A 10,044-nucleotide genomic window follows, 5' to 3' on the forward strand; every position below is an offset into this window, starting at 1 on the left:
CTATGGCGGCACTAACTGAACCGGCAGTTTCATTGGGCGACATCTCGCAGTAGCTTCATGTCTCGACCTCCGGACTGCGGGCTTCTGGATGATTGTGGAGATAGTCAGCGAGGACCATACGGGCTTCTTCAACAAGCTCCGCGCCATATCCGGCCGGGTGCAGTTTATGGGCGACCCGCCTTAGGAACTCCTCGGTGTTCAAATCAAGCGTTGTCTCAAAGACTGGCTCATCGACCTTCGCGACCGGGTCCGTGTTCAAAACATGCAAACTAATGGTTTCCCGAATGCGGCCATCTTGCGTTGATCGAACCTTGTGTTGACCAAGGCCGAACTCAAGGTAGACACGATGACTGCCACGAGCTTCCAGTCGTCCGTATTCTCCGAGAGCCGCGTGTGGAACGTGTTTCTGAACCGCTGTCCACACTGCAGATTCAGGTCGGATCTTTTGCTTGTAGAGATTGAAATTGCAGGTCAGCCGAGCAAAAGTCCAAGGCAAGTTGCCTTTTGTGACTGTTGGCCAACGGTACCAGCGATCTTCGAAAAACAAGCGGAGCATTTTTCGTAACATCGTTTTGGATGGTGAAATCCCGGTTGTCTCTGCAAACATGCCCGCGGCCAAGTTGAAGTTCTCAACTAGAAACTCCCGGAGTTCGACTGCTTCAGGCGTCAAGGCCGTGATATCTGCTTCAAGATCACTTTTGAGTCGGGAATCTAGCAAGGGGCATCCCAAGATTTCTTCCAGGCAGTACTCAAAACCGTCAACGCGCTTTAACCGGTGTCGGCCGTGCGGAGTAACCTGCGGTTCTGGATTATGAATATTCACCAGAACCATGGCGTTGTTGCACTCCGGGCAGAGGCCGAACCGTTGAACTTTCTTCTTTGAAGAGTCGTATTGGGCCCAAGGGTGCTTTCCTCTTGTTAGTCGTTCAAACATGTTGAGGTCCACCTGCACCGGGGCGGTAGTGGTATCGCCCAGTCTCACAAATTCGCTCATAATGCCGCTCCAATGAAATGTGCCAGTCAAAGGATAGCCTTGGCAGCTGCCCTTGGCGGATCAATACCATCATAGCGGCAACAATTGACCAGCGCTCAATCAGAAAGCGAGCGCTTTCGTTTGTGAATACAGCGTGACATTCCGCTGCGCAGCAATCGCAGATCCCACCTGGAACAGGTTCAAGGCCGCTGTAATGCACCAGTCCCGATCCTTGAGGCGCTGAATGCTGAGACAGGGCAGTTGCAAAGCCTTGTTTCCACTCTTGGTCAATCTCCGGGATCAGCCCATCTCGGTCCAAGGCGAGGAAAGCAACTACAGCATCGCTCACTTCCACCTGGCATTGGCATCCGCCGTCCCCAGCAAAGGTCAGGACGGTTCCGAGAGCCCAGTCTGTTTCGGGCGGAACGTATCCGCCGATATTGAAGAGGTCTTCCTCGCAGGTATCCATCATTTCAACTCCACTCAGCCGGAAATCAAACTATGCATGCGGCTGACCGATGCAGTATTGGCGATAGCCGTCGAAGGTCTCATCCTTGATCAGCGCGGCTTGCCAGCCTTTGGCGGCGTCATAGACACGCATGGTCATCAGGACGTTGCGCGGCGGCTCATAGGTTCCGTACTGGTTCTTCGCCGTGTATCGAGCGCAGACGAAGTAGTCCTTTTCCGGAAATGGCCAGAGGATTGCCGCGTAGCGCACCGGGCCGACACTGACACCTTTGGCAGTGTCACCTTCAGGGACATTGGCGATCAGCCATTGTTGCAGCGCCGATTGGCTCTGCGCCTTCGACGGCCCGCCGCCCGGGTTGGGCTTTTCAAAGGTGATTGCGTGTTTGTCGGCGACTGTCCCGTCATTGAGACAGCCGGCAAGCGTGGTTGCAGCCAGGAGCGCTGCGGCAATGGGTTTGATATTCATCTTGGACCTCTTGTTGGAAATCGACATCTGTCAGCAGCCTTTGGCGAGTTTCACGCGCTCAAGGACCGAGCTGCGTTCGGCCATGGCCATTGCTTCATTGTATGTCTGGGCGCTGGGACCGGATCCGCGCGTGGTGCTGGCGGCTGCGCCGGCCACGGTGGTGGCGGTGCCGATGTTGGAAATGGCCTGAGCGGATCCCGCATTGGCGATGGCGCCAGCGCCGACGACGGACAGGCCCGCATCAAGCAAACCGCCAGTGAGGTTGGCGTTACGCTCGCGGGCACGTTCGGATTTGTTGACCTCTTCCATGCGCGCATAGATCCGGCTCAGCTCGCTTTGCACCTGACTGCAGGACAGAGCGAGATCCTTTTCCGTTGGCTGTGCCTGTGCGGAGCGCTGGACACCTGCGATGGATTGCATGCCCATCACATTGGCAGACGTCTGCGACACGCCGCCCATGCAGCCGGAGAGCGTAAAAGCAGAGAGAAGTGTGAGTGAAATAACTGTTGTTTTCATGTCGTATTCCAAAATGTTCGGGGGGCTGCCTTTACAGCGCTACCCTTTGGGGTGAATTTGATTGGAAGCGGCGGGCTTGATTTGCCCAGGTTGGGAGCCTCATCACGACGACACCGTTTTCAGCCAAAGGCCCGCCGCGATTATCCCTGACAGTGCCTATCCGTTGGTTTCCACGCTTGTGGCCGGTCTTATCCAGTCGATGCGATCCTTGCTGCCAGCTCCAGCGCTTCCGGAGGTGTTGATCATCCGTTCCTTCGAGATCACTTCGAAGATCGCCAAGGCGATGCCGGCCGCCAAGGAGACAAGGACAACAGGGAGCAGGTTGATAGGCTCCATCGAGGTCGCGAGAGTGTCGTACCAAGTGGCTCCTCTCGCGCTATCCGCTCCTACGGCAATTTCCATATCTGAAAGGAAAACGGTCTGAATGCGCAGGCAGAGCACATTCGCGGCGACTACGAAGGGAAAAAGTGTCGTGCTACGATTGAGGCCGGTGAGTGTGGTCGCGAGCGTTGCTCCAAGCAGGGTCTTTGAGATTTCCAAGATCTGACGGGTCATATTGTTTCTCCTGTATGCGTTGCGAAGTGCTTTGCTTAACCGTTGGTCTCGCCGCTTGTGGTCAGCCCTTTCAGGCGCTCGATGGACGCGGCGCCGCGAATGATGCCGCTTGGCCCGACGAAGTAGGGGGTTCCGGTCACGCCGAGCGCATCGGCGAGATCTTGTGCCTTCTTCAGCTCGTCCGCGCCCTGCCCTGCCTTGATGGCTTTCACGACGGCTTCAGCGTCGTGACCCTGGTCGGTCAGCACACGAAGCACGGTGCCAACATTGGCGGTTTGTGTTCCGCCCATGATCGCATCGGCAAAGTTGAGATAGGCCTCTTCACCTTCCAGCGCCTTCAGGGCCAATGCGGCTTGCGCGGTGTAGCGAGAGCCGTCGCTGAGGATCGGCATTTCCATCAAGACCAGCTGCAGGTCCGGCATCTGTTCACGAAGGGCCTGAACGGTGGCGTGCGATTTCCGGCAGTAGCCACAGTTGTAGTCCTGAAACTCGACCAGGATCGGCTTGTTCGGATCGAGGCCGGCGAACAGCTCATCAGCTACTGAGGCGATAAGATCCTGGTCTTTCACAGCCTTTGAAGCCACTTCCTTTTGCTCAAGGAGAGCGAAGATCTCCAACATGATTTCCGGATTGCGGAGCAGTGCCTGACGAACACGCTCATCAAATTCAGCGTCGGTTCCTTCTGTGCGCTCGACCGCGCGCGCAGTGAAACCTTCACCTGCCTGCCGTTTCGACATGTCACGCGAGCCTTGTTCGGCGGCTGCAGGGGTCCATAGCAGGGCAAAACCCACTGCAGACGCCATCAAGGTCTTACCAAATGTTCTGTTGCTCGAAATCATACTGTTGCCTTTCTGTTCTTCGAATTGTCGGGGGTTCATTGGATGGAAACGCGAAAGCTGCTACACTGCTTCGCCTTAGAGGAGAGACCGCTATGCAACACCGGATGACCAAAAGCTCGAAAGTGATCGCCTACATCGTGGGCTTTGTGGTGCTGTCTTTGAGCCCGTTCGAGGACCTGACCATGGTCTATGGACTCGGCGGTACAGCATGGCTTTTGATTTGGTTTTTTGGATCGTTCTTGCGGGACGCAGAGTGGGTCGTGGACCACAATACAGGGCAATCCCTGACTACAGACGAAGCTACTAAGCCAGAACCGTTTGGTCGGGATTATGGAACCCTTAGCGCCAATGATGCGACCGTGATCTACAATGCTGGTCATAACTGACATCATTCCCCATCCCGCTTGAGGCCGGTGAATATGTGTCTCCCGATGGTTACGTTGTCGTGCCCGCGCTCCTGAGAAGCCTTGTTTAGCCAAGTCGGGAGTTCATTGGTCTGGTGTCCGTCAGCCACAAGTTTGGCCATGCCTTGTGGAGAATAGTAATGTGTCGCACCGTCTGTTGGGTCGGGCATATAACCAGCGGCTACAGCATCGACGATCCGTCCGATATCTTCATATTGCGGACTTCCTTCTTCCAGGTTTTCAGGGATGCTGTTGCCGCCTGCCCCACTGTTCCATGCCGAGAACTGTTTAAGCTGCATACTGACCTCAGCGGGATTATCGCCCCAGCGTGGATCATCGACGCGGTTCATGATCACATGGGCAACGCCAGCTTGACCGATGTCATCTTCGCGACCGGCCTCCCCTGCAATCGTCCGGATCATAACGTCGCGATCATAATGTGAGAGCTGAGGCCTGCCAGTAATTGCCGATGCAACAGCCGATCCGGCATCCGAGATACCGTTTGCCACATCGCCAACGGTGCTGGCGACCTTAGAAACAGCACCTGGAACCACTCCATAGTTTTGCCCATCGACGACTTCGCGTTCGTTTGCGACTGCACTTTCTGTCGCGCGCTCCGTCATGCCGCCGCGCTGAGCCTCCATTGCAGTAGACACGTTGCTTGTCGCTGCTTGGACCCGATTGTACTCGCGCTGATGTTCAACCCCACTTGAGGGCAGCCTGTTTGTGGTAATCTCTTCCTCTGGGCGGCGGAGTGTATGCGCTTGTGCAAGCCCGGGATTTGGTTTGTCGAGGCCAAGTTCTTGCAGCAGGTTGGGTAGAACCTGTTCCACCGCTGCTTCCTGAGCTTTGACGCCAGCAGTTGATTTTGGGTTCAGCAAGCTGGAAATCTGTTCATCGCTGATACCAGCTTCGCGCCATTCCCCGATCACAGCGTCTGTCAGCTGACTGTCATAGCTGACGCCGTGGGAGTAGAGGTTGCTTTCTGCCGAGGCGAGTGTTTGCGCCTCTTCGCGTGCCTCCGCATAGGTTTCGCCTTTGCGCTTAACATCCTCGATGCTCCAGCGGTCGCCGCCACTTTCCGTATTGGTCAGATTGCTGGTCTCACTGGCGCGAATTGCATTCACTGCATCGCCGTATTTTGCGACTGTTTGAGTTAGACCGGATTCTTGGGCTGCTGTTGCGATTTTATTATAGGTATCAGTGTCTAAACCCGTGCCAGCAATCGTACCGTCAAGGCCAGCGGAAAGGCCTGTACCACCTCCGCCACTACCGGCTTTAACTCCGCCAGTGAGGGCGACCTTATATGCGGCCTCAAGAGAGATCCCATGAGTATTCGCAAAGCTCTCAACCGCGGAATGGGCTTCCCGCGCTTCTTGTTGACGACGATGGCCTTGTGATGTCGTCTGGTCATTGCCAACCGATGTACCTGAAGACAAAGACCGCCCGAAGTCAGCGTAGTTAGCGGCTGTCTGATTGACCGCCGTGCTCCATTCGTCGCGCAGCGAGGTCGCGTTGCGCACCGCATCTTCCTTGCGATCCGAGATTTCTTCCCGAATGGTTTGCCCAACTCTGGCCGACATGCCGCTGGTGGACTGCGCCGAGCCGGTTCCAAATACCGCCGAACCATCGGAGTTGACCGTCCGCATGGCCCCGTTGCCCATACGGACAGTGCTGGCTCCCGCGTCGTGGACAGACGAGGTGTTCCATTTGTTTGCAGCAAAGTTGTTCATGCTGGCGTTTGCCAGAGAGATATTGCCCGTGGCCGCTTCGCGCCCGGATTCAATCCCGGCACCCTGGCTCACGTTGAGCATCGAGGTGGCAAGACCTGCCATGCGACTGGCGCCAGAGAGGATAACTATTGAGAGGAAGGGCACGGACATCATCAGGTATCCGGCCATTGTCCCGACATCCTGCTCCACGGCGCGGATGCCGAGGTAATTAGCGAAGGTCATCTGATAATCGATGGTGCCGGTCCGGAAGGAGCCCATGGCTTCACGATAATAGCCCGCGCTGGCTTTCATCACGATGGAATGCAGGATCGCGGATAGCGGATCCCATGATGCTAACCAGATAAAACCGCCGAAGTAGCCTTTCAGAACGCTCCACACCATTGGCGTCATCATCATGATCATCGCCAGCGGGAAGGCGGCAAGGTAGATCGCCGTAAACACGATTTTCAGGAGCGGCACCCACTTGAGGGCCGAAATCCCAACTGCGCTGTAGCTGGCTGAGGTCTGTGCCTCCGTCCGTGCGGCTTGATAGGCCGTCATGGCAGCATTGTTGCCCGAGCTGGCAATGAGGCGCTGGACGGCACCGTCCATGGAGTTCGTCAGCATGGTCTGGCGGATCGTCTCCGTCGATCCGGCCGAGGTCATACCAATGTAGTTTTGAAAGTCAGAGAGGGTGGCCCGCATTTTCTGAGCGGCAAGTGTGACGTCCCCTCCGCGACGAAGGCCGAACTGCGCCGCGGCTTTCTGGCGAAGCACATTGACCACTTCATTGTTGAGACGCTCCTGAATGCGTGGCCAGCCATCTTTACAAGTGGTGGTTTCATCGAGCACCGGATCAAAGTAGGCCAAAGAGTTCGGGACATTGGCGCCGATGAACGCATAGAGGTCGCCCGCATGCCCCAAATTTCCAGTATCCACCAAGCCAATGTTGGAACCATCGACCATGCAGTTTTCCATGAAGTTCACGAGGCTGTCGTGAACAATGGGGGTCACCGCGCGCCAGCGTGCCGCCTGGCTCATGATCGTGGAGCCAAACATCATGCCGGATTTCTGGTAGGTGAGGTCATCCGGGGCGGCGAGCAGCGTTTCCATCTGATCGGTGATCGCGGCCCCGGTCCTCGATGTCAGAGAGCCGACCCAGGCAACGGACCACGGCACGCCATCGACCACGCCATAGATCCCCAGTGGCACGGTGGAATCCATGATTACCACCCGCGCCTTGGGACCAATGCCGATGCCCACAACCAGCATGGCTCCGATAAAATAGGTAAAGACCTGCCGGACGGCTCCAAAGATGACCAGTTGAATGCTGGCAGCAAAGATCCCGGCGGCGATGCCCCCATAGAGTAAAGCCCCGAAGCTGCCCGAGCCGGTGAAGGCTGCGAGGTAGTTGAAGATGTCGTAAAGGTAGAAGCCACCACCAACCGTATGGAATTCGAGTTCGGGCATGGGGTTATTGTCCTCCCGACACGTTGATCATGTTGCCAAAGATGGTGTTGGACGAAGCAGCCAGTTCGCCCTTGGCGAGGTGTAGCCGCTCCAGGTTGCGCAGGGCTTCCGCATATTTGCGCTGCGCGGAGGCGCGAAGATCCTGCAGCACACCCTTGGTGTGGCTGACCTTTTCCTGAAACTCTCGGTTCAGATCGCCGGCAATATCGACATTGGCGGCGCTGTTCAGGATCTCGCTCACGCCTTCATCAATGTAGGCAATCGACAGATCCACAGCGACCAGCTCCGCCATCGAGTTGATGTCGTCCTGAACGAATTTGTACTTGTAGCTCTTGGCCGTGACCAAGTGCTCATAGATCGGGACTGATGTGAGGTTGATCAGCGCAATGGCTTCATCCGGTGGCTCAGTGTCGTTGCTGATCGCGTCCGACAGATCCTCGATAGCCTTGGCGGTGACCGCAAAGAGAGCGTCATTTGCATTGAGTGTCAGATCGCGCATGACCGGGTTCAGACATTCATTCACATCGTCGCAGCGCAGGCTTTTGTAGGCGCCGCCTTCCACCAGCGCCTTGGCCGCATCAGGTGACAGGGCGCGCGCAGGAATGGTGCGGTGCGTCGGACTGGTATCGTCATCCTCCGCCGCAACGGTGATGATCGTGCCGGTGAGCGTCATGAAGAATTCGGCAATGCGCGGGTTCGAGGACAGGAAGTTGTTCTTCTTCACTGCGCGCCATGCATAGTTGACGTCCGTGGGCACCTGATCGGCGAGCGCGCCATCCGCCCGGTCCATGGTGGAGCTGTGATTGCCACCAGTGCCACAGCCGTGGCGGGAGGCCACCCGGTCGGCGAAACGGCCCGTGTAGCCGCCGATGGTCTGACACACGTGCTGGGATGCGCCGTCCATCTTGGGCCAAAGCGACGAGGTGAGCAGCTGACCGGCTTCGCAGGAATTGATATTACCGGCGTTCACTTGCTGCATCAGGTCGCGCAGCTTGGCGACGATTTCCTGAACAGACGGAGACAGGCTTTCCAGCGCCAGCTCAAATGCAAACCCTGCAGCGTTCTGCATGATCGCTTCCATCAGCGCGATCAGCTCTTCCTCGGAGATAAAGGAAAACGCGCCACCAAAGATGTCGATGCCACCACAACCCGCGCGGATCGAGGGCAGCTGGATCGTGGCCAGCTGACTGTTGCGCGGTCGGGTGCGCAGATACAGAGAGCCGAGCGTGGCATAGCCCGCCTGCTGACCTCGGTAGGCCGTGGGTTTGGTGACGTTCACGCCACCGCCGGTGCGCTCCCAGAAATTCTTCAGGTCAGACCCTACATCGGCCTGCGACGGACCAGCTGCAAAGAGGCTGGCGGCGACAAACGCACAGTTTACGAACAGCTTTTTCATGCGTCTTTCCTTTCAATGAGGGGGGCCTCAGCCACTTGCGCGCCTTTTGCGGGCAGCTCTGGCATCAGATCGTCTTCAATCCAGAGCCACGCCGGATAGGTGCCATCAGCAGCGACCTCGCGCAGGGCAGCAATCTCATCGGCATTGGCTGAAGGTGAGGCGGCAAACAGTGACATCGGGCTGGCGAGATCCGTCAGCACTGCCGAAGCAATCGGCGTGGCATCGGCCAGCATGAATCGCTGAGATTTCAGAAACGCGCGGTCGGTCTCTGTCAGTGCGGTGATCAGCTCGTAGTCGCGCAGGTTTTCAAACGGGATCCAGGTCTTTGTCACCAGCATCATGCCGATCTCGCGCAGAACCGGATAACCGGCCTTGGCGACATTGAACGTGGCGATCACCATCACATGCACATCGCCCAGCGTTTCCGCGAGCATCAACTGATGGGCAAAGACGGTCTCGAACTTCTTCACCAGATCCGCTTCCGCAAAGAAGGCGCAATCGGGGGCGTGTTTGAACAGGAAGCGGGCGCCCATCCGTGTCGCTTCATGGGTTTTGTATTCCGCCACGACCAGACCAAGCGGCGCGGTGCCCCGCTCCGGAGCTTGCAGGGTGCGCAGGAGTTTTGCCCGGCGGGCTGCATTCTGCGCCTTCAGCTCCGGCTTCCAGACTTCCGGCACATACAAGATATCGCGCAGATCGCGAGACTTGGCGGTTTTTCCGACGGCTGCGGTGCCAATGGCACGCTGCACCGGACCCCACCAGCGTTTGCCCTTCATGGCCGGCGTCCATTTCACCAGGTCGGCTTCATGCCACAGATACTGCAACAGGCTCGATAGCCCGAGCTTGCGGGGTGTGATCTTGGCCTCGGTCGGCGCTTTGCCAGACGGCGGCGGCGGTGCCGGCCGCTTGCTGCCCATCGACAGGGAAAAATCGACCCTCAGAGAGGTGATGCCCGTTTCAAGATCCTCCTTGATCGCGTTGCCCTGCACCTGTGCAAGGCCGGAAAGATCTTCAGGAGGGAGGAAGGAGTCACAACCCGGTGCATGTTCAGGCCCGCTGCCCGGCATCCGTTTCAGGATGAAGCGGCCATTGACGCAGGCGACATACATGGCGGGCGCGGGTGAGCTGCAATTGCAGATGACACGGCTGCGCTCCTGATGCGCCTTGCCAAGACGGATCTGGCCCTCTTCCGTGGCCGGATCTACTGCGGTGTTGTTGATGGAAAATGACATTGTACCTGCTCCT

General features: G+C 57.3%; 10 protein-coding genes. 1 reads left to right on the forward strand and 9 read right to left on the reverse strand.

From position 1 onward, the window contains the following. Positions 1–55: 55 nt before the first annotated feature. The 6 genes from R0J92_RS15850 to R0J92_RS15875 all read right to left on the reverse strand — a co-directional run bounded on the left by R0J92_RS15850 (position 56) and on the right by R0J92_RS15875 (position 3,781). On the reverse strand, positions 56–994 hold the full coding sequence (locus R0J92_RS15850; RefSeq protein ID WP_411052344.1) for a hypothetical protein: 939 nt from the start codon (positions 992–994) through the stop codon (positions 56–58). Continuing rightward, the gene (locus R0J92_RS15855; RefSeq protein ID WP_411052345.1) at positions 927–1,445 is read right to left on the reverse strand and encodes a hypothetical protein; all 519 of its coding nucleotides are present in this window, start codon (positions 1,443–1,445) and stop codon (positions 927–929) included. The genes R0J92_RS15850 and R0J92_RS15855 overlap by 68 nt, the downstream gene beginning before the upstream one ends. Before the next feature lie 27 nt (positions 1,446–1,472). After that, positions 1,473–1,907: a hypothetical protein gene (locus R0J92_RS15860; protein ID WP_411052346.1), complete on the reverse strand. Its 435-nt coding sequence runs from the start codon at positions 1,905–1,907 to the stop codon at positions 1,473–1,475. A gap of 30 nt (positions 1,908–1,937) precedes the next feature. Beyond that, positions 1,938–2,423 carry a hypothetical protein gene (locus tag R0J92_RS15865; RefSeq protein ID WP_411052347.1) on the reverse strand — a complete coding sequence of 162 codons (486 nt, stop codon included), beginning with the start codon at positions 2,421–2,423 and terminating at the stop codon, positions 1,938–1,940. A 156-nt stretch (positions 2,424–2,579) separates the two neighbouring features. Continuing rightward, a complete protein-coding gene (locus R0J92_RS15870) occupies positions 2,580–2,978 on the reverse strand; it encodes a hypothetical protein (protein WP_411052348.1) in 399 nt (132 codons plus the stop codon). 35 nt (positions 2,979–3,013) lie between these two features. Continuing rightward, complete coding sequence (locus R0J92_RS15875) at positions 3,014–3,781, reverse strand: DsbA family protein (protein WP_411052349.1); 768 nt, start codon at positions 3,779–3,781, stop codon at positions 3,014–3,016. A gap of 158 nt (positions 3,782–3,939) precedes the next feature. Here R0J92_RS15875 and R0J92_RS15880 point away from each other — a divergent pair, with 158 nt between their 5' ends. Beyond that, positions 3,940–4,203 (forward strand): hypothetical protein, encoded by a 264-nt coding sequence (locus R0J92_RS15880; protein WP_411052350.1) that lies wholly within the window; start codon positions 3,940–3,942, stop codon positions 4,201–4,203. A 2-nt stretch (positions 4,204–4,205) separates the two neighbouring features. On the opposite strand, the gene R0J92_RS15885 is transcribed toward R0J92_RS15880, so the two are convergent. The 3 genes from R0J92_RS15885 to R0J92_RS15895 are packed head-to-tail and all read right to left on the reverse strand — an operon-like array spanning position 4,206 to position 10,031. Then, positions 4,206–7,403 (reverse strand): conjugal transfer protein TraG N-terminal domain-containing protein, encoded by a 3,198-nt coding sequence (locus tag R0J92_RS15885; protein WP_411052351.1) that lies wholly within the window; start codon positions 7,401–7,403, stop codon positions 4,206–4,208. 4 nt (positions 7,404–7,407) lie between these two features. After that, positions 7,408–8,799 carry a conjugal transfer protein TraH gene (locus R0J92_RS15890; protein ID WP_411052352.1) on the reverse strand — a complete coding sequence of 464 codons (1,392 nt, stop codon included), beginning with the start codon at positions 8,797–8,799 and terminating at the stop codon, positions 7,408–7,410. Next, positions 8,796–10,031 carry a DUF1173 family protein gene (locus R0J92_RS15895; protein ID WP_411052353.1) on the reverse strand — a complete coding sequence of 412 codons (1,236 nt, stop codon included), beginning with the start codon at positions 10,029–10,031 and terminating at the stop codon, positions 8,796–8,798. The genes R0J92_RS15890 and R0J92_RS15895 overlap by 4 nt, the downstream gene beginning before the upstream one ends. Positions 10,032–10,044 lie beyond the last annotated feature (13 nt).

It is taken from the genome of Tritonibacter sp. SIMBA_163 (assembly GCF_046535935.1).
GTDB classification, from domain to species: Bacteria; Pseudomonadota; Alphaproteobacteria; order Rhodobacterales; family Rhodobacteraceae; genus Epibacterium; species Epibacterium scottomollicae.